We start from the raw sequence: 17,688 nt of genomic DNA, 5'->3' as shown, positions 1-17,688 counted from the left end.
GCTGGTTGCACCTGACGATGCGGACACCGGAGTTGTCGGCTCGTGGCCATTCCGGTCGCGGCTATGACAGCAGGCCGCAGTCTCGCGATTCTATCGGTGGTGGCGAAGGCGGCCGCCGCCGGTGCGTGAACTGAACGGATGCCGCGCGATCCGTTCTGTCCGGCTTACCCGATCTCGCGGCGCTGATTCCCCTGCAATGCGGCGGGCTTCGCAAGGCCTGGCTGCGCGCGGTGGGGGTGAGCGCCGGATAGGCCCGCCGACCAGGGATCATGCTCGTATGAGCAAAGAGCAGCAGCCTGCGGAGGACGAAGTCATCAAGGTCGATCAGACCGACAAGCGTTCCGTCGCACCGTTCATCGCGGCCGCCGTCATCGCGGTGCTCGTGCTCGCCGGGATCGTGATCGGCGGGGTGCTGTCGCCCGCTGAGAAAAATGTCACAGAATCCGACCGGATCGCCGCCGCGGTGCGCGGCTTCGTCGAGGGCTCCAACAGCACCGATCTGGTGCCCCCACCAGGCACGGGCTGCCCGGGCTTCGACCCGAAACGCTCCCCGCTGGCCGGGCGCTCCGGCGGCGGAAAGACCGTGGAAATCACGAAACTCGTCGATCCGAAGGTGGACGGCGATCGCGCGATGGCGACGGTCACCACCAAGGTCGACGGCGACGAGGCCACCTCGACCTGGAATCTGACCCGATCCGGCGACAAATGGCTGGTCTGTAATTGAGCATTCTCATACCGTGAGCAGCCGTTTGACAGGGTGACCCCTGTCGAGGCAATCTCAGCAGAAGGTCATGAGAACCAGTGTCAAGCCCCGGCAATACTGGTCGGCAACCCTCCTCCGCGGTGGGGTGCTCCGGGTGACGACCTGGCCGCGCGTCAAACCCGAGCGCGGCAAGTGCGGATTCTAGGAGGGTCCAGATGAGTTATGCCGGTGACATCACTCCCCAGCAGGCCTGGGAACTGTTGCGAGACAACCCCGAAGCCGTCCTGGTCGACGTGCGCACCGAGGCCGAATGGAAGTTCGTCGGCGTGCCCGACACCAGTTCGATCGAGCGCCCGACGGTACTGATCGAGTGGGTCGACTCGACCGGGACGCGCAACGGCGAGTTCACCGAGCAGCTGGTCAAGGCGCTGGACGGGCACGACCGGGCGGCGCCGGTGATCTTCCTCTGTCGCTCCGGGCAGCGCTCCATCGGCGCGGCCATCGCCGCGACGCAGGCCGGTTTCGGCACCTCCTACAACGTGCTCGAGGGTTTCGAAGGCCCGGTCGACGCGAACGGACATCGGGGCGGCAGCGGCTGGCGCGCCCTCGGCTTGCCGTGGCGGCAGTCATGAGTAGCTGCTGTTCGCTCGACGCGTGGTCGCGCAGCGGTGTCGTCAGGGGGCAGTGGGTCGTAGGGAGGCAGTCGTGATCACAGGTGGTGCTTTCCACAAGCCGCTTCCCGAAGGGGTCGGTCCCGCGACGCTCGGTGTGCGCGGGGGTTTGCGGCGCTCCGGTTTCGAGGAAACCTCCGAGGCGCTGTACCTGACCTCCGGTTTCGTCTACGAGAGCGCGGAGGCCGCCGAGGCCGCGTTCACCGGTGACGTCGAGCATTTCGTCTACTCCCGCTACGGCAATCCGACGGTCGCCATGTTCGAGGAGCGGATGCGGCTGCTCGACGGCGCCGAAGCGTGTTTCGCGACCGCGAGCGGAATGTCGGCGGTATTCACCGCTTTGGGCGCGCTGCTCGGCGCCGGTGATCGGCTGGTGGCCGCACGCAGCCTGTTCGGGTCCTGCTTCGTGGTGTGCAACGAGATCCTGCCGCGCTGGGGCGTGGAGACCGTCTTCGTCGACGGCGAGGATCTGGACCAGTGGGAGCAGGCGCTGTCGGTGCCCACCCAGGCGGTGTTCTTCGAGACACCGGCCAACCCGATGCAGACCCTGGTAGACGTGCGCCGGGTCACCGAGCTCGCGCACGCCGCGGGCGCGAAGGTGGTGCTGGACAACGTCTTCGCCACCCCGCTGCTGCAGCGCGGTTTCGAACTGGGTGCCGATGTCGTCGTCTACTCGGGCACCAAGCACATCGACGGTCAAGGCCGGGTGCTCGGCGGCGCCATCCTCGGCGCCAAGGACTACATCGAGGGTCCGGTGAAAACGCTGATGCGCCATACCGGTCCGGCGCTGAGCCCGTTCAACGCGTGGACGCTGCTCAAGGGTTTGGAGACGATGCCGCTGCGCGTGCGCCACTCGACCGAGTCGGCCCTGCGCATCGCCCGCTTCCTGGAGACCAACAAGGCCGTCAGCTGGGTGAAATACCCCTTCCTGGAGTCACATCCGCAGCACGACCTGGCCACCGGCCAGATGAGTGCGGGCGGCACCGTGGTCACCTTCGAGCTGAACGCGCCCGCCCACGAGGCCAAGAAGCGCGCCTTCGAAGTGCTCAACCGCCTGCGCATTGTGGACATCTCCAACAACCTCGGCGATGCCAAATCCCTGATCACCCACCCCGCCACCACAACCCACCGCGCCATGGGCCCCGAAGGCCGGGCCACCATCGGCCTCTCCGACGGCGTGGTCCGCATCTCCGTCGGCCTGGAGGACGTCGAAGACCTCCTCGCCGACCTCGACCACGCCCTCGGCTAGCAACGAACGACGAAGGCTCCACCCGCCGCTGCGACGGGTGGAGCCTTCGCTGTCGATCAGGCCAGGGCGCGCAGGCGAGGGGCCAGGTCGCGCTGGAAGAGGTCGAGGAAGCGGCGCTGGTCGTGGCCGGGGGCGTGGAACACCAGGTGGTTCAGGCCGGCGTCGAGGTAGGGCTTGATGAGGTCGACGGCCTGGTCGGGGTCGCTGGCGACGATCCAGCGCTTGGCGATCTGCTCGATCGGGAGGGCGTCGGCGGCGGCCTCCATCTCGATCGGGTCGGTGATGCTGTGCTTCTGCTCCGGCGTCAGGCTCAGCGGGGCCCAGAAGCGGGTGTTCTCCAGTGCCAGTTCGGGATCGGTGTCGTAGGAGATCTTGATCTCGATCATCCGGTCGATGTCCTCGACGGTGCGGCCCGCCTTGGCGGCGCCCTCGGCGACCGCGGGCATCAGCTTCTCGGTGTAGAGCTCCATGCCCTTGCCGGAGGTGCAGATGAAACCGTCACCCGCGCGGCCCGCATAACGCGCGACCAGCGGTCCGCCCGCCGCCACGTAGATCGGGATGCCGCCCTTGGGCACGTCGTAGATCGACGCGCCGACGGTGTTGTAGTACTCGCCCGCGAAGTCCACGCGGTCGCCCGTCCACAGCGCGCGCATGAGCTCGACCGCCTCGCGCAGCCGTGCGAAACGCTCCTTGAACTCCGGCCAGTCACCCTTGTACCCGGTGGCGATCTCGTTGAGCGCCTCGCCGGTGCCGACACCGAGCATGATCCGGTCGGGATACAGACAACCCATGGTGGCGAAGGCCTGTGCGATCACGGCCGGGTTGTACCGGAAGGTGGGGGTGAGCACCGAGGTGCCGAGCTGGATCCGCTCGGTGCGCTCGCCGACCGCGGCCATCCAGGCCAGCGAGAACGGCGCGTGCCCGCCCTTGTGCCGCCACGGCTGGAAATGGTCGCTCACCGTGGCACTGTCGAGGCCGTGTTCCTCGGCCAGCACCGCGATCTCCACTAGTTCCCGCGGCCCGAACTGTTCGGCCGAGGCCTTGTATCCGAGCTTGAGCTCACCCATGTGCGCCACTCCTGTCGCTTCGCTGCACACCTGCGGTGCGGGCATTCCCGCACCCTTGTCGACCGCCGACACGCTGCGGTCATGTCTCGCTGCAACCGCAACGAGGTTACGGACCTTCCCGCCTTCGGCGATCGTATGCGCCCGGTCCGACGCGCGCACATAGCCGTTTCCGGCCCGTGGTCGGCGCCCGCCAGTGTGCGAAGGGTCGCATCGACACGGACCTCCCCCCGGAACCTCTCTGATAGCGGACAATTGTCTGGTGACTGACGAACCGATCCTGTCCTATCTGACCGACATGGACGGTGTGCTGGTGCACGAGGACCAACTGGTGCCCGGCGCCGACGAGTTCCTCGCCGAGCTGCGCGCCAACGAGACCCCGTTCCTGGTGCTGACCAACAACTCGATCCGCACCCCGCGCGACCTGCAGGCCAGGCTGCGCCACACCGGCCTCGACATCCCCGAGACGGCGATCTGGACCTCCGCGCTGGCCACCGCCACCTTCCTGGACGAGCAGCGACCCAACGGCACCGCCTACGTGGTCGGCGAGTCCGGTCTCACCACCGCGTTGCACGAAATCGGCTACGTGCTCACCGACAGCAACCCCGACTACGTGGTGCTCGGCGAGACCCGCAACTACTCCTTCGAGGCGATCACCACCGCGATCCGGCTGATCGAGCGCGGCGCGAGTTTCATCGCCACCAACCCCGACCCGACCGGCCCGTCGCGCGACGGCTCGCTGCCCGCGACCGGTTCGGTGGCCGCGCTGATCACCCGCGCCACCGGCCGCGACCCGTACTACATCGGCAAGCCCAACCCGCTGATGATGCGCTCGGCGCTGCGCCGGATCGGCGCGCACTCGCAGTCCACGGTGATGATCGGCGACCGGATGGACACCGACGTCATCTCCGGGTTGGAGGCGGGCATGCGCACCATCCTGGTCACCACCGGTATCTCCACGCGGGCCTCGGTCGAGGCGTATCCGTATCGGCCGACCATGGTGCTCGACTCCGTGGCCGATCTGGTCGGGCGGACGAAGGAGCCGTTCGCGGACTGATCGTGGGCGCGGGCGCCGGCGGGCTGTGCTCTGTCATGCGGCAGGGCATGTCAAACCTGCTCTTCGACGATCGCGTCCAAGGCGGTGGACAGCATGGTGAGCATCTCCACGGTCGCCGCGAGCTGTTCGAGGCCGAGCTCGTCCACCAACCGCTTGGCCACCACCGCATGCTGTGGATTGATCCGGCGCACTGCTTCGAGGCCCGCGTCGGTGACCGCGACCAGCTTCGCGCGGCGGTGCGCCGGGTTCGGCCGGTATTCGGCAAGACCCTTGTCCACCAACAGGTCCGCGATGCGCTGCACGCTCTGCCGGGTGATACCCATCTCCCGGGCGATGCCCGCCACCGGCAGCGGTTCGGCCAGCACCGCCCCGAGCACCTGCCACCAGGCCGCGGTGAGACCCGCCGGGCGCGCCAGTTCCTCGGCGATCGCGAGGAACTGACCATTCAGTCGAAATGACGTGATGGCGGCCGTGGCGAACAGTTCCTGTTCATTCCTGGTCACTTCCACCTCCTGGCGATCCGGCCGTCCGGCCGGATCGCCGCGTGATTCTGCCCCATCAGACGTGCGCGCCCGACCGCTGCTCCTCGTATTCGGCGAGCACCGCCCAGCCCGCCGGATCGGAGTGCCCGTACAAGCGGTACCACCCGTCGAGCACGTGCGGCTCGTACACGCCGAGCTTGCCGAGCGCCGCCTGGGCGAACTCGAACGGTGCGGTGCCGCCCGCGGTGATCAGCTCGCCATCGGTCACTGCGGCCTCGTCCGAGTAATTGTCGGCCCCCGCGTAGCCGCTGTAGAGCAGGAATTCCCGAACATTGCTCGTGTGCTTGCGCGTATCGAGCAGACCTTCCCTGGCCAGCCCGAGCGTCGCACCGCAGATCGCCGCGACCGGAACGCCCGCGTCGAGGAACTCGCGGGCCTTGCGAGCGAACGGCATGAGTTCCTCGCCGTCCCAGGTGTCGGCGCCGGCCAGGATCAGCATCGAACTCTCGGCGGGCGTGAGATCGGCCAGTGCCATGTCCGGCACGATGCGCAGCCCGCCGAGCGTGGTGATCGGATCGGTGGTCAGCCCAACCGTTTTGGTCTGCCAGGTGCCCGGTTCCCGCTGCCAGGTGGTCCGGTTGATGTGCGCAGTGGTCGCGCCGATCTCCCAGTCGGAGAAGGTGTCGTAAACGGCTACGTGAACTGTCTTCGTGGTCATGACAGTATCCTGTCATATTTGACAGCATGCTGTCAATAGGTCGAATAGTCCGACATTAAGCTGGAGACATGCGGATCTCGGTTGCTGCGGACGAACGCGTCGGAGTGGCGCGGGAACTGGTCGAGGAGCTCATCCGGCGCGGACACGAAACGCTGCCGCACGGCGCACTCGCGGAGACCGAACGAGACGACTGGGCCTGGGCCAGCGAGGCCGCGGCCCGCGATGTCGCCCAGGGCCGGGCCGACCAGGCGATCGTCTGCTGCTGGACCGGCACGGGCGCCTCGATCGCCGCCAACAAGGTCACCGGCGTCCGCGCCGCCCTCTGCGCCGACGCCGAGACAGCAAAAGGCGCCCGCCAATGGAACGACGCGAATGTCCTTGCCCTGAGCCTGCGTTCGACCTCCACCGCGGAACTCCAGGAAATCCTCGACGCCTGGTTCACCGCCACCCCCAGCCCCGACCCCGCCGACCAAGCCAACATCACCCACCTGTCCGCGATCGAACAGGGCAACCCGCACTGACCTGGTCGCGGCCCGCCACGGCGGCGTCGCGACTTGGCTGTGAGCTGGGGTTATGCGCGGCGGAGGGCGAAGATGCGGAGGTCGCGGGTGGTGCGGTCGCGGTAGGCGGCGTAGGCGCCGGTGAGGTCGACGAAGCGGGCGAAGATCGCATCCTTGGCTTCGGGTTCGACGAGGGTGGCTACGACGGGGATGCGCTGGCCTGCGATGGCCACGGTGGCGGTGGGGGTGGCCAGTAGGTTTGCGGTCCAGGCGGGGTGGTGTTCCTGGCCGAAGTTGCTGCCGATGACGTACAGCACGTCGCCGTCGTGCACGTAGAGCAGGGGCTGGGTGCGCGGCTGGCCGGACTTGCGGCCGATGGTGGTCAGCAGGATCACCGGGGCGCCGATCGGGCCGAGCACGGTGTACTTGGCGTCGGTGCGCTCGAGCAGGGCACGGTCCAGCGGAGTGATCTTGCGAACGACCCAGGAACCGGGCTTGGTCGCGGCGAACTTGTTTGCTAGTCGGGACAGTACGTTGGTGCGCGAACCCCACTGCCGGTCCGGAAATTGCTCAGCCATGCGCGGACTATATCGGCCGATCCGGGGTGTCCGGGACCGAGCGAGCGCCGTCAGCAGGCCGCGGACCGCCCGCCGCCGGTAGCGCCGCGCAGGTGGCATCCCCGCCGCGCCCGATTCCGAACGGCTCGTGACGACTGTCTCGCAGGCGAGCCCGATTAGCGGTTGGTTCACTAAGCTTTCGGACATGGCCGATCATGCTCCTTCCACCGTGTATATCGCCTCGCCCGAGGGGGACACCGGGAAGTCGACGGTGGCGCTCGGCGTGCTCCAGATGCTGTGCGCGACCACCGCGCGGGTCGGCGTCTTCCGGCCGATCACCCGGTCGACCACCGAGCCCGACTACATCCTCGAGCTGCTGCTCGAGCACAGCACCGCCGACATCGACTACGCCCAGGCCACCGGCGTCACCTACGAGCAGGTGCACGCCGACCCGGACGCCGCGATCAGCGAGATCGTGATGCGGTTCCACGAGGTCGCGAAGGTGTGCGACGCGGTGGTGGTGGTCGGCAGCGATTACACCGATGTCGCCAGCCCCAGCGAGCTGCGCTTCAACGCCAGGATCGCGGTGAATCTCGGTGCCGCGGTGCTGCTGGTGGTGCGCGGCGCCGATCGCACGCCCGTCGAGGTGAAGCAGCTGGCCGAGCTGTGCCAGAGCGAGCTGGCTCTGGAACACGCGCAGTTGGTCGCGATCATCGCCAACCGCTGCGACCCCGCCCAGATCGATGATGTCGCCGCCGCGTTGCGCTCCTCCGCCGTGCCGACCTGGACGCTGCCCGAGGTGCCGCTGCTCATCTCGCCGACCATGGCCGAGCTGTGTAGCGCCATCGACGGCGAAATGTACAGCGGCGACCAGGAATTGCTGCAGCGCGAGGCGCTGAAGATCATGGTCGGTGGCATGACCGCCGAACACATTCTGGAGCGACTGGTGGACGGCGTGGTGGTGATCGCGCCCGGCGACCGCTCCGACGTGCTGCTCAGCGTGGTGAACGCGCATGAGGCAGAAGGCTTTCCGTCGCTGTCGGGCATCATCATGAACGGCGGCATGCTGCCCCATCCCGCGGTGGCCCGGCTGATGACCGGCCTGAAACCCAAGCTGCCGATCCTCACCACCGAGCTCGGCACCTACGACACCGCCAGCGCCGCGTACCGCACCCGGGGCCGCATGTCGGCGGGCAGCCCGCGCAAGGTAGACACCGCGCTCGCGTTGATGGAGGAACATGTCGACGCCGTGGAGTTGTTGCGGCGCATCGAAGTTCCGCGCACCAGCGTCGTGACGCCGCAGATGTTCGAGTACCAGCTCATCGAACGCGCCAGGGCCGACCGTAAACGGATCGTGCTGCCGGAGGGTGACGACGACCGCATCCTGCGCGCGGCCGGGCGGGTGCTGCAACGCAAGATCGCCGATCTGGTGATCCTCGGCGACGAGCAGCTGGTCCGGGCCCGCGCCGCCGAACTCGGCGTCGACATCTCCGCCGCGGAGGTGCTCGATCCCCGAACCTCCGGCTACCTCGATGATTTCGCGAAGGAGTACACCGAGCTGCGCAAGCACAAGGGCATGACCGTCGAGCGGGCTCGCGAAACCATGGCCGACATCTCGTATTTCGGCACCATGATGGTCTACAAGGGCATCGCCGACGGCATGGTCTCCGGCGCCGCGCACACTACGGCGCACACCATCCGGCCATCGTTCGAGATCATCAAGACGGTGCCCGGGGTGTCCACCGTGTCCAGCGTGTTCCTCATGTGTCTCGCCGACCGGGTGCTCGCCTACGGTGACTGCGCGGTGGTGCCCGACCCGACCTCGGAGCAGCTGGCCGACATCGCGATCTCCTCGGCGGGTACGGCGGCCCGGTTCGGTATCGAACCGCGCATCGCCATGCTGTCCTACTCGACCGGCGAATCCGGCAGCGGCGCCGACGTGGACAAGGTGCGGGTGGCCACCAAGCTGGTCCGCGACCGGACGCCCGAGCTGCCGGTGGAGGGCCCGATCCAGTACGACGCGGCGATCGAGCCGACCGTGGCCACCACCAAGCTGCCCGACTCCGAGGTGGCGGGCCGGGCGACGGTGTTCGTGTTTCCCGATCTCAATACCGGCAACAACACCTACAAGGCGGTGCAGCGCAGCGCAGGGGCGATCGCCATCGGGCCGGTGCTGCAAGGTCTGCGCAAGCCGGTCAACGACCTGTCCCGCGGTGCGCTGGTCGCCGACATCGTCAATACCGTGGCGATCACGGCGATCCAAGCGCAGGGGGACTGAGTGTCTTTCAAGACACAGGTGGTTCGCGATACGGAACAGGCGATCCGCACGGAAGGTTGCTGGGGAGTGTGGGACCACGGCCGAATCCAGGACAGGGTGTCCCGCCGAACACAGGAGGTGTGATGAGCGAAAGTGCCGACGACCTGGTGCTGGTGATCAATTCCGGCTCGTCGTCCATCAAATACCAACTCCTGGATCCGGAATCGGGCGCGGTGACGGCCGCAGGCATGGTCGACCGAATCGGCGAGGACAACGCCGGGATCGAGCATCACGCCGACGGCGAAACCACCGAGCGGCGCAGCGCCGTCGCCGATCACACGGCTGGGCTGCGGTTGATCTTCGACACGTTTGCCGCGACCGGACACGACCTGACCCGCTCCGGGATCCGCGCGGTAGGGCACCGGGTGGTGCACGGCGGCGAGGTGTTCTACCAGCCGACGCTGATCGACGACGACGTGGTCGCGGCGATCTCCGATCTGTCTTCGCTTGCCCCGCTGCACAATCCGGCAAATGTCGCGGGCATCGAGAGTGCCAGGGAACTGCTGCCCGATGTGCCGCAGGTGGCGGTGTTCGATACCGCGTTCTTCCACGGCCTGCCCGACGCCGCGAAGACCTACGCCATCGACGCCAAAGTCGCTGCCGCGCACGGTATCCGGAAGTACGGCTTCCACGGCACCTCGCACGAGTACGTGTCCGGGCAGGTCGCCGAACTGCTCGGCCGCGACCCGGCGCAGCTGAACCAGATCGTTTTCCACCTGGGTAACGGCGCATCGGCCTCGGCGATCCGCGGCGGGCACCCGACCGATACCACCATGGGCCTGACCCCGCTGGAGGGCTTGGTGATGGGTACCAGGTCCGGTGACCTCGACCCGGGCATCATCGCGCACCTGGTCCGCTCGGCCCACTTCGACATCGACCAGGTCGACAAGCTGTTGAACCGGGATTCCGGCATCAAGGGCCTGTCCGGCGTCAACGACTTCCGCGAACTGCAGCGCCTCATCGACAACGGTGACACCGCGGCGAAACTCGCCTACGACGTCTACATCCACCGCCTGCGCCGCTACCTCGGCGCCTACCTGATCGACCTGGGCGGCGTCGACGCGATCACCTTCACCGCGGGCGTCGGCGAGAACAGCCCACAGGTCCGCGCCGACGCCCTGGCCGGCCTGTCCCGCTTCGGCATCGAGGTGGACCCCACGGCGAACACCGCGAAAGACCGCACCGCCCGGCGCATTTCACCGCCGGACGCGCAGGTCGCCGTGCTGGTCGTACCCACGAACGAAGAACTGGCCATCGCCCGCGCCGCGCACCGGGTCGCCGAAAGCGCCTGACACCCACCCCGCCACCGAAACGATCTGTTCCCATCCGCAGCCAACAGATTTCGCAAGCACATGGATAACTCGCCGGGCACGGGCCAACCCGACCGCCTGATTACCGCCGCTCGCCGACGTCACTCCCGCGGCACCTGACTCTGGCCTGAATACACGGAGGCGGGTGAGCGCCCGGTCGGGAGGGAAGGCCGACCGGGCCGGATCTCCCGCCCGATGTCAGCGCCGGTCCGAAGGGCAGTCCGCAGCGGCGTGGCCGGGAGCGGCGAGGGCATCGCTGTCCCGGTGACATGCGGTGGTGTGGCGCGGGCGTCGATGTGCCGCGCGCACCTGATCCGGGACAGATCCTGCCGAACCCATCATGAGGATTTCGTGAGCTTCTCAGACCCAGGTCTTGGCCCGGATCGAGTTGGCGAGATCGACCAGCGCGTAGCGGTGGTTACGCCCCGGGGCGCTGCGCGCGAGCGCACGCAACCCCGCCTCGGTGCCTTCCCGCAGGCACCGTTCGGTGAACGGCGCGCCGAACAGCGTGGCATCGGGCCGTTTCGGGGTGTTGCCCGCTTGCAACCAGGCCAGGGCGGCACCGAGGACGAGCACCCGCATCTGGACCGCGCGCCCCTCGCCGGCGGGCAGGCTCTGCACCCGGGAGGCGGAGATGTGCAAGGTCGATTCGTCGAGTTCGGCCACCGGGGCGGCGGTGAGCAACAGCAGCACCGCGGTCATCCGGGCGGTGGTGAAATGCCGTGAGGCGGCCGGTACTTCGTCGAGCGCGTGCACCGCGTCCACCACGCGATCGACCGCCGCGAGCTGCCTGGCCAGTCCGAAGGCGGCACTCACCACCGCGCGGTCGGTGCGCCAGACGGTGTCGTAGAACTTCTCCGCGTACGCCCGCCACTGGTCCGGATCCGGTGAATCCCAATGTTGCAGAATCAGTTCCGCGGTCGCGGCCAGCGCCAACTTGGGCCCGATCTCGCCGGGCAGCACGCACAGCACCCGGTCGAAGCTGGCGAAGGCCTGCTCGTACTCCACGTCGAGCAGCTGGGCCAGCCCGCGATACCAGCTGACGCGCCAATCGTTTTCGGGGAGCCGGGACAGCAGATGCAACACCGAGGCCGACTCGCCGAGATCCAGCCGCACCCGCGCCTCGGCCAGCCGGAGCTCCAGATCCAAGGTCTCCGGGGCATTGTCCGGGTCGGTCTCGGCCCGTTCCTTGGCGGCCCGGATGGCCTCCAGCGACTGCGCGGGCTCGGCATGCACGGTGGAGGCCAGCAGCGGCGCCGACGGGTCTCCCGAGTCGAGCAGCGGAACCGGCAGTGCCGCAACCACATCGCGGGCTTCGAGCAGCTTGCTGCGCGCACGGCCGTCGGCGTACGCGTCGGTCTGCCTGATCAGTTCCTCGGTGCCGAAGCTGGTCCGCGGCGGGCTGAACACCGTCGACAACTGCGGGTGCTCGGTGCCGGTCTCCATCGCGAGGATTTCCCGCAGCACGCCCGACATCTGCGCAGACATGGCCCGGGCGGACGGGAATCGGCGCTCCGGGTCCGGGTCGGTCGCGCACAGCAACAGGCGGTGGAAGAACTCGTAGCGTGCCAGCACCGGATGGTCCGCGGGATCGGGGATGCCGTCGAGATAGCGGCCCTGCTCCATCGGCATCTCGAGGGTGAGCACGGCCAGGGTGCGCCCGACGGTGTAGATGTCCGACGCGACCGTCGGCCCGGTCTTCGCGATCTCGGGTGCCTGAAATCCCCTGGTGCCGTAGAGGTTTCCATACGACTCGATGGTGGCGACGGCGCCCAGATCGATCAGCTTCACCTGGTCCTCGGTGACCATGATGTTGTCAGGCTTGAGATCGTTGTAGGTCAGCCCGATCGAATGCAGGTACTCCAGCGCGGGCAGGATTTCCAGCAGGTAGGCGATGGCCTCGGCGACCGGCATCCGGTGCGGGCGGTCGTAGGAGTTGAGGATCTCGCGCAGCGACCGGCCGCCGACGTACTCCATGACGATGTAGCCGATCGGCGCACCGTCCTGGTCGGTGTGCTCGACGAAGTTGTGGATCTTGACGATGCTGGCGTGCGCCACCTCGGCCAGGAATTGGCGCTCGGCGACGGCCACGGCCTGGGCTTCGGCGTCACCGGTGTGCAGCAGGCCCTTGAGCACCACCCAGCGATCGCTGACGTTGCGGTCGATCGCCAGATAGATCCAGCCGAGCCCGCCGTGCGCGATGCAGCCCTGCACCTCGTACTGCCCGGACACGATGTCGCCTTCGTGCAGCGACGGCCGGAAATCGTAAGGGGCGCCGCAGGTATCGCAGGTGCCGGTGGTCAGCGCGGGCCGGATGGCGGTGGCCCGGCCGACCGGGTTGCCGCACCGCCAGCAGAACCGTTTGCCTTCCGACACAACGGGATCGGTCAAGACGGCGGCACGCGGGTCGGCCGGCTCGACCGTCGGGATCGGCACCAGCCCGCCGCCGAGCTTGCGCACCGTCGGCCGGGACCGCGCGGTGCGCACGCTGCGTCCCGAGGTCCGCATCGTCGCCGCGGAATCCGGCTCGGAGTCGGTACGCCATGCGCCGATGACGGTTTCGGCGGACGCCGCCGCGCTGGGTGTCGGGCGTGAGCCCCGCGCGAGTTCGGTGTGCACCGGCTCGTCCACGTCCCGCGCACCTCGGGCCATCTCGGTACGTGCGGGCTCTTGCGCCTCCCGCGAACCCGCCGTCAGCTCGGTGTGGGCCGGCTCGTCCGCCCTGCGCGATAGTTCGGTGTGCGCGGGTTCGTCCGCTTCCCGTAAACCTCGCGACAGCTCGGTGTGCGCAGGCTCGTCCGCTTGCCGTGCACTTCGCGACAATTCGGTGTGCGCAGGCACCTCCCGCGATCCCCGCGATAGTTCGGTGTGCGCAGGCTCTTCCGCACCCTCGCTGGAAACCATGGGGGTGGAGACGGATTCGTCCGACTCGGAGGTGGCGTCGTCAGCTGTGTTCATCGGCCGTCAGTCCACATAATTCGGTGCGGGCGGCCCCGGCGACGGGCCGAGCACGGTCAACCATTGCGCGTAGCTGCGGTCCCAGGTGCCGTCGTTGCGGATGCGGTCGAGCGTGCCGTTCACGAAGCGCACCAGATCGTCGTCGCCCTTGGGGATCCCGATGCCGTAGGGCTCGACACTGATGGTGTCGCCGACCACGGCCGTGTAGGGATCCTGCGCGGCCAGGCCGGCCAGGATGGAGTCGTCGGTACTCACCGCGTCGACCTGCCGCTGCTGCAGCACGACGAGGCAGTCGGCCCAGGTGGGCACCGAGAGCACGGTGGCGGCGGGCTGATAGTGGCGGATGCGGTCCAGCGAGGTGGTGCCGCGCACGATGCACACCCGCTTGCCCGCGAGATCGGCGATGCCGTTGATCCCGGAGCTCTTCATCGCGAGCACCCGCTGTTTGGACCGCAGGTACACGGTGGAGAAGGTGACCTTCTGCCGCCGCTCACAGGTGATCGTCATGGTCTTCGCGACGAGGTCCACATCGTGTTTCTGCAGCGCCTGTTCCCGGTCGGCCGAGCCGAGGGTGCGATATTCGATCAGGTCCGGGCTGCCGAGCAGGTCACGCGCGATCTCCCTGGCGATATCGGCGTCGAAGCCGACGATGGCGCCGGAGGTCGGATCGCGGAAGCTGAACAGGTTGCTGCCCGCGTCCAGCCCGACTATCAGCCTGCCGCGGGCCCGGATCGCATCGATCGTCGGCCCGCGCGCCGCGGTGCCCTCGCCGGTCGGGCGCAGGCTCGCCGTCGGGTCGCCGCACTGCTGGTCCTTCGGCGTCGCGATCGGCGAATCGGTCAGCACTGGAACGGCTTTGGCGGGCAACGGTGGTTCGGTGTACTTGGCGGTGCTGGTCGGCAGCGGCGGCGGCGCGTCGCTGGTACAGCCGCCGACCAGCGCGACGGCGGCGAGTGCGACGGCGAGGAGGCCGTGCCCGCGCCTCATCGGTACTCCCGCAGCCGCGGCCAGAGTCCGAGGCCGACGCAGCCCGCCGCGATGATGCCGAGCACCAGCGCGCCGGGGCCGAGGAAGTCGAGTACTCGGGCGGCCTGGGAGATGTTGTCGCGCAATGTATCCCGCGTCTCGTCGATGCCTTGCTCCAGTGCCTTGTCCAGTGCGTCCACCTGGGCCGCGACATCGGCGGCGCCCGGTCCGGTCGCCACCGTGGCCGCGCCGTTGTAGTCGCCGCGGGCCAGGGTGTCGTTCATCCGCTGATGCGCCACCCGCCAACGACCCAGTGCCGGAATGGCATTGCGCACTTCGTCGGCGGCGGGCGCGGAACTCGGGTAGCCGCCGAGTAGATCGGCGAGGCGGGCGATGTTCGCGTCATAGGTCCGGTCGTAGTCGCCGGTCGCGTCCCGGTTCACCAGCTTCAGCGTCTCCGCCGAACGCGCCTGCTGGGCGAGGATGCGGCTCTCGGTGAGCCGCGAGGCGGGCACCGCGCCGTCGTCGCGCCCGTTGATCATCGAGGTGGCCGACACCGCACCCGCGACCACGGTCCACGCCAGCAGCACCAGCACCGCCGCCGAGGCGAGCAGCAGCCCGGGGTTGAGCACCCGGCGCCAGCGTTTGGCCAGGTCGAACTGTGCCCACACCAGCGCGGCCAGCGCGAGCAGCACCAGCACGATGGCGGTCCACGGCGGCCGGACGTGGTTGCGTTGCGCCTCGGTGACCGCCGCCGAGCGCCGGTTGTGCAGTTCCTCGGCCATCGGCAGCACCGCCGTCTGCATCTGGTTGGAGGCCTCGCTCAGGTACGCGGCGCCCACCGGGTAGCCGCTGCGGTTGTTCGCGCGCGCGGTCTCCACGATGCCGGTGTACACCGGCAGGCTGGTGGCGATGCCGGTGCGCAGCTGGGCATCGGTGTTGTCGGGCACGCCCGGCGCGGTGCCCGCGGCGCGGCCTGCCTCCGCGACCAATTCCGCGGCGGACTCGCCGACCGCCTGGCTGTAGCGGTCCCGCACCGCCTGCGGCTCCAGCCCGCCCGCGATGAACGCGGTGCTGGCCGCGGCGTCCGCGATGGACAGCGAGGTGTAGAGCCGATGCGCGGAGTACGCATCCGGCTCGGTGTCGTCGAGCAGCACGTCCAGCGTCTGCTGCCGATCGCTCACCGTCGCGCCGGTCACCCAGCCCGCGGCCAGGCACACGCCGATGAGCACCAGCCCGATCGCGATCAGCCGCCCCGGCGAGGAACTGGCGAACAGGCGCATCCGGGCCGGGTCGAACTGCTCGCGCATGAACGCGGCGCGCAGTGCCCCCGGACTATCCCGCGCGGCGAGCTCGGCGGTGGGCGACGGCCGGAGTACCGCCGTCGCCTGCTCGATCCGAGCCATGTCCACCTCCCCAGTCTGGGCCGCATTCGCGGATTTCTCGACGGACCGACCGGATATCCGGTCACCCCGTGTCTGTCGTTGCGGAGTTTATTGTGGTCGTAGCGGTGCCGTGGCGTGTGAAATACCCCTGCTTGGCTGTGGGACGCCGGTGCCGCGACGGCGGAACGAGGATGGGTACCAGATGCGTGGTGACGGTGACGGGTGGTCGCGCGACCCCATTGGCATGCGGCGTTGGGGCCGATTCGGGGCTGCCGGACTGCTGCTGCGCGCCCCGCTCGCCGGCGGCGGATCGGCGGTGCTGATGCAGCACCGCGCGGCGTGGAGCCATCAGGGCGGCACCTGGGCGCTGCCCGGCGGCGCGAGGGACAGTCACGAGACCCCGGTGCACGCGGCGGTGCGCGAGGCGTGGGAGGAGGCGGGCATCGACCCCGCCGACGTCCGGGTGCGCGGCGAGCGGGTGACCGCGTCCGCGCCGAGCGGCTGGACCTACACCACGGTGATTGCCGACGCCGTCACAACGCTGCCGACCAGCCGGAACAAGGAGAGCTCCGAACTGGCCTGGATTCCCGAGGCCGAGGTCGACGCCCGGCTGTTGCATCCCGGCTTCGCCGTCTCGTGGCCGGCGTTGCGCGCCGCGCCCGCCCGGGTCTGCCTCGACGAGCTCGCGCAAGACGAAGCCGTCGCCGCGGCACTGCCACGCACGGTCGATCTGGCCGATCGCGGCTTCTTCTGGCTGCATTCCGACCCCCACGGTCCCGGCGGTTACGCGAGGATCGTCGACCCGGTGGACACCGCACCACCACCCGTCGATCCGGTACCGAACGGCACCCCCGTTGCCGAGGCCGTGCTCTCGCTCACCCTCGGTCAAGTCCTCTCCTGAGACCAGTACCCGCGCGGTCCGAACGCGAATCAGGAGGCGTTGGCGAGCAGCGCCGTCTTGAGTTGCCGGGCAGCGGCTTCCGGGTCCCGCGCCTCGGTGATCGCGCGCACCACGACGATGCGGTCCGCACCCGCCGCGAGCACGTCGGGCAGGTTGTTCGCGTCGATCCCGCCGATCGCGAACCACGGCCTGGTCGGGTGTGCGTCGGAGGTGGAGCGCACCAGCTCGATGCCCGCCGCCTGCCTGCCCGGCTTGGTCGGGGTCGCGTAGACCGGCCCGGTGCAGAAGTAATCGATGTGTTCGTCGATCGCGGCCAGCCCGGCCTGCGCGCGGTTGTGCGTGGAGCGCCCGATCACCACGTCCTGGCCGAGGATGCGGCGCGCGTACCAGGGCGGCAGGTCGCCTTGTCCGAGGTGCAGCACGTCGGCGCCCGCGGCGAGCGCGATATCGGCGCGGTCGTTCACCGCGACCAGCGCGCCGTGCCTGCGCGCGGCGGCCTTCAGCTCGGCGAGGGCGCCGAGTTCGGCACGCGCCTCCAGCGGGCCGAACTTCGCTTCGCCGGGCGAGCCCTTGTCCCTGAGCTGGATGATGTCGACCCCGCCTGCGAAGGCCGCTTCGGCGAACTTGGCCAGATCGCCCTTGTCCCGTCTGGCGTCGGTACAGAGATAGAGGCGAGCGGTTGCCAAGCGCTCCCGGGGCGATGCGGGTCGAGCGGGGTGGGAGGGTTGCACGCCCTCGACCGTAGCCGCGCTACCGTGGGGATGCGAACGGCGGCACGAGCGCCGGGCCGACGAGGCGGTCGCGGCGGTCCCTGCGAAGGGACCCGCGCCCGCCACACATCGACCACAGC

Annotated in this window: 16 protein-coding genes and 1 riboswitch; of the genes, 8 read left to right on the top strand and 8 right to left on the bottom strand. The window is 68.9% G+C overall.

Translation table 11 applies throughout. The features are described 5' to 3' along the window. Nucleotides 1–277 precede the first annotated feature (277 nt). The 3 genes from DMB37_RS18740 to DMB37_RS18730 all read left to right on the top strand — a co-directional run bounded on the left by DMB37_RS18740 (nucleotide 278) and on the right by DMB37_RS18730 (nucleotide 2,623). On the top strand, nucleotides 278–724 hold the full coding sequence (locus DMB37_RS18740) for a hypothetical protein (RefSeq protein ID WP_135233825.1): 447 nt from the start codon (nucleotides 278–280) through the stop codon (nucleotides 722–724). Nucleotides 725–787: 63 nt separating this feature from the next. Beyond that, nucleotides 788–904, top strand: a riboswitch (SAM riboswitch). Between the two features lie 14 nt (nucleotides 905–918). After that, nucleotides 919–1,335 (top strand): rhodanese-like domain-containing protein, encoded by a 417-nt coding sequence (locus tag DMB37_RS18735; protein ID WP_135233824.1) that lies wholly within the window; start codon nucleotides 919–921, stop codon nucleotides 1,333–1,335. A 73-nt stretch (nucleotides 1,336–1,408) separates the two neighbouring features. Further along, nucleotides 1,409–2,623 (top strand): O-succinylhomoserine sulfhydrylase, encoded by a 1,215-nt coding sequence (locus DMB37_RS18730; protein ID WP_135233823.1) that lies wholly within the window; start codon nucleotides 1,409–1,411, stop codon nucleotides 2,621–2,623. Nucleotides 2,624–2,679: 56 nt separating this feature from the next. Here DMB37_RS18730 and fgd read toward each other — a convergent pair whose 3' ends face one another. Then, a complete protein-coding gene (fgd, locus tag DMB37_RS18725; RefSeq protein ID WP_135233822.1) occupies nucleotides 2,680–3,690 on the bottom strand; it encodes a glucose-6-phosphate dehydrogenase (coenzyme-F420) in 1,011 nt (336 codons plus the stop codon). 295 nt (nucleotides 3,691–3,985) lie between these two features. Here fgd and DMB37_RS18720 point away from each other — a divergent pair, with 295 nt between their 5' ends. Next, complete coding sequence (locus DMB37_RS18720; RefSeq protein WP_107661029.1) at nucleotides 3,986–4,744, top strand: HAD-IIA family hydrolase; 759 nt, start codon at nucleotides 3,986–3,988, stop codon at nucleotides 4,742–4,744. A 50-nt stretch (nucleotides 4,745–4,794) separates the two neighbouring features. On the opposite strand, the gene DMB37_RS18715 is transcribed toward DMB37_RS18720, so the two are convergent. Together DMB37_RS18715 and DMB37_RS18710 are read right to left on the bottom strand one after the other, a co-directional pair. After that, entirely contained in the window at nucleotides 4,795–5,247 is a 453-nt protein-coding gene (locus DMB37_RS18715) for a MarR family winged helix-turn-helix transcriptional regulator (RefSeq protein ID WP_135233821.1), read from the bottom strand. A gap of 55 nt (nucleotides 5,248–5,302) precedes the next feature. Next, nucleotides 5,303–5,944: a type 1 glutamine amidotransferase family protein gene (locus tag DMB37_RS18710; RefSeq protein ID WP_135233820.1), complete on the bottom strand. Its 642-nt coding sequence runs from the start codon at nucleotides 5,942–5,944 to the stop codon at nucleotides 5,303–5,305. Nucleotides 5,945–6,012: 68 nt separating this feature from the next. Between DMB37_RS18710 and DMB37_RS18705 the strand changes: the two genes are divergently transcribed. Further along, nucleotides 6,013–6,465, top strand: a complete 453-nt coding sequence (locus DMB37_RS18705) for an RpiB/LacA/LacB family sugar-phosphate isomerase (protein WP_135233819.1) — start codon at nucleotides 6,013–6,015, stop codon at nucleotides 6,463–6,465. A 50-nt stretch (nucleotides 6,466–6,515) separates the two neighbouring features. Here the strand turns inward: DMB37_RS18705 and DMB37_RS18700 are convergent, their stop codons facing one another. Then, on the bottom strand, nucleotides 6,516–7,022 hold the full coding sequence (locus tag DMB37_RS18700; protein WP_135233818.1) for a nitroreductase family deazaflavin-dependent oxidoreductase: 507 nt from the start codon (nucleotides 7,020–7,022) through the stop codon (nucleotides 6,516–6,518). Nucleotides 7,023–7,206: 184 nt separating this feature from the next. Here DMB37_RS18700 and pta point away from each other — a divergent pair, with 184 nt between their 5' ends. Together pta and DMB37_RS18690 are read left to right on the top strand one after the other, a co-directional pair. Continuing rightward, nucleotides 7,207–9,279 carry a phosphate acetyltransferase gene (gene pta / locus DMB37_RS18695; protein WP_135233817.1) on the top strand — a complete coding sequence of 691 codons (2,073 nt, stop codon included), beginning with the start codon at nucleotides 7,207–7,209 and terminating at the stop codon, nucleotides 9,277–9,279. 122 nt (nucleotides 9,280–9,401) lie between these two features. Beyond that, entirely contained in the window at nucleotides 9,402–10,610 is a 1,209-nt protein-coding gene (locus tag DMB37_RS18690) for an acetate kinase (RefSeq protein WP_135233816.1), read from the top strand. A gap of 378 nt (nucleotides 10,611–10,988) precedes the next feature. Here the strand turns inward: DMB37_RS18690 and DMB37_RS18685 are convergent, their stop codons facing one another. From DMB37_RS18685 to DMB37_RS18675, 3 genes are read right to left on the bottom strand one after another with little or no spacing between them, the layout of a single operon-like run. Then, entirely contained in the window at nucleotides 10,989–13,586 is a 2,598-nt protein-coding gene (locus tag DMB37_RS18685; protein WP_240772448.1) for a serine/threonine-protein kinase PknG, read from the bottom strand. Between the two features lie 6 nt (nucleotides 13,587–13,592). Further along, complete coding sequence (locus tag DMB37_RS18680) at nucleotides 13,593–14,573, bottom strand: glutamate ABC transporter substrate-binding protein (RefSeq protein WP_135233815.1); 981 nt, start codon at nucleotides 14,571–14,573, stop codon at nucleotides 13,593–13,595. Next, complete coding sequence (locus DMB37_RS18675) at nucleotides 14,570–15,958, bottom strand: hypothetical protein (protein ID WP_135233814.1); 1,389 nt, start codon at nucleotides 15,956–15,958, stop codon at nucleotides 14,570–14,572. Before DMB37_RS18675 ends, DMB37_RS18680 begins: the two co-directional genes overlap by 4 nt. Before the next feature lie 181 nt (nucleotides 15,959–16,139). On the opposite strand from DMB37_RS18675, the gene DMB37_RS18670 reads away from it, so the two are divergent. Continuing rightward, nucleotides 16,140–16,838 (top strand): NUDIX hydrolase, encoded by a 699-nt coding sequence (locus DMB37_RS18670; RefSeq protein WP_135233813.1) that lies wholly within the window; start codon nucleotides 16,140–16,142, stop codon nucleotides 16,836–16,838. Between the two features lie 29 nt (nucleotides 16,839–16,867). Here DMB37_RS18670 and thiE read toward each other — a convergent pair whose 3' ends face one another. Continuing rightward, nucleotides 16,868–17,569, bottom strand: coding sequence for a thiamine phosphate synthase (gene thiE, locus DMB37_RS18665; RefSeq protein ID WP_135233812.1), 702 nt, complete (start codon nucleotides 17,567–17,569; stop codon nucleotides 16,868–16,870). Between the last annotated feature and the right edge of the window lie 119 nt (nucleotides 17,570–17,688).

Source organism: Nocardia sp. CS682 (genome assembly GCF_004634405.1).
Taxonomy (GTDB): domain Bacteria; phylum Actinomycetota; class Actinomycetes; order Mycobacteriales; family Mycobacteriaceae; genus Nocardia; species Nocardia ninae.
This window is presented reverse-complemented; position numbering and strand designations above follow the sequence as displayed.

Coding starts and splice junctions, on each gene's coding strand:
- DMB37_RS18710 (WP_135233820.1), bottom strand. CDS start 5,944: ATGACCACGAAGACAGTTCACGTAGCCGTTTACGACACCTTCTCCGAC.
- fgd (WP_135233822.1), bottom strand. CDS start 3,690: ATGGGTGAGCTCAAGCTCGGATACAAGGCCTCGGCCGAACAGTTCGGG.
- DMB37_RS18690 (WP_135233816.1), top strand. CDS start 9,402: ATGAGCGAAAGTGCCGACGACCTGGTGCTGGTGATCAATTCCGGCTCG.
- pta (WP_135233817.1), top strand. CDS start 7,207: ATGGCCGATCATGCTCCTTCCACCGTGTATATCGCCTCGCCCGAGGGG.
- DMB37_RS18720 (WP_107661029.1), top strand. CDS start 3,986: ATGGACGGTGTGCTGGTGCACGAGGACCAACTGGTGCCCGGCGCCGAC.
- DMB37_RS18705 (WP_135233819.1), top strand. CDS start 6,013: ATGCGGATCTCGGTTGCTGCGGACGAACGCGTCGGAGTGGCGCGGGAA.
- DMB37_RS18670 (WP_135233813.1), top strand. CDS start 16,140: ATGCGTGGTGACGGTGACGGGTGGTCGCGCGACCCCATTGGCATGCGG.
- DMB37_RS18735 (WP_135233824.1), top strand. CDS start 919: ATGAGTTATGCCGGTGACATCACTCCCCAGCAGGCCTGGGAACTGTTG.
- DMB37_RS18685 (WP_240772448.1), bottom strand. CDS start 13,586: ATGAACACAGCTGACGACGCCACCTCCGAGTCGGACGAATCCGTCTCC.
- DMB37_RS18740 (WP_135233825.1), top strand. CDS start 278: ATGAGCAAAGAGCAGCAGCCTGCGGAGGACGAAGTCATCAAGGTCGAT.
- DMB37_RS18680 (WP_135233815.1), bottom strand. CDS start 14,573: ATGAGGCGCGGGCACGGCCTCCTCGCCGTCGCACTCGCCGCCGTCGCG.
- DMB37_RS18675 (WP_135233814.1), bottom strand. CDS start 15,958: ATGGCTCGGATCGAGCAGGCGACGGCGGTACTCCGGCCGTCGCCCACC.
- DMB37_RS18700 (WP_135233818.1), bottom strand. CDS start 7,022: ATGGCTGAGCAATTTCCGGACCGGCAGTGGGGTTCGCGCACCAACGTA.